The sequence below is a fragment of the Campylobacter sp. RM16190 genome (genome assembly GCF_012978835.1).
Taxonomy (GTDB): domain Bacteria; phylum Campylobacterota; class Campylobacteria; order Campylobacterales; family Campylobacteraceae; genus Campylobacter_A.
Map to the genome: position 1 here is coordinate 1 of NZ_LIWS01000034.1, position 377 is coordinate 377.

At 49.3% G+C, this 377-nt stretch carries 4 tRNA genes; all 4 read right to left on the reverse strand.

Going from position 1 to position 377, the window contains the following annotated elements:
- Position 1: 1 nt before the first annotated feature.
- A tRNA-Asp gene (locus CDOM16190_RS10510) sits at positions 2-78 on the reverse strand.
- Between the two features lie 12 nt (positions 79-90).
- Positions 91-166 (reverse strand) — tRNA-Val (locus tag CDOM16190_RS10515).
- Positions 167-204: 38 nt separating this feature from the next.
- Positions 205-280, reverse strand: a tRNA-Glu gene (locus CDOM16190_RS10520).
- A 14-nt stretch (positions 281-294) separates the two neighbouring features.
- Positions 295-370, reverse strand: a tRNA-Lys gene (locus tag CDOM16190_RS10525).
- Between the last annotated feature and the right edge of the window lie 7 nt (positions 371-377).

The window sequence follows — 377 nt, forward strand, 5'->3', positions numbered from 1 at the left end:
ATGGCGCGGCGGACGGGGCTCGAACCCGCGACCTCCGGCGTGACAGGCCGATATTCTAACCAACTGAACTACCGCCGCAACCAAGATAAATGGTGGTCGCTATAAGACTCGAACTTATGACATCCACCTTGTAAGGGTGGCGCTCTACCAACTGAGCTAAGCGACCGAAAACTAAATAACAAAAAGCTAAAATTTAGCTTTTGGTGGCGACCCTTAGAGGATTCGAACCTCTGTTACTACACTGAGAGAGTAGAGTCCTGGGCCACTAGACGAAAGGGTCATAACCCTAAACAATGGTGTCCTGTGCTGGACTCGAACCAGCGACCCCTTCATTAAAAGTGAAATGCTCTACCTGCTGAGCTAACAAGACTTCAAAT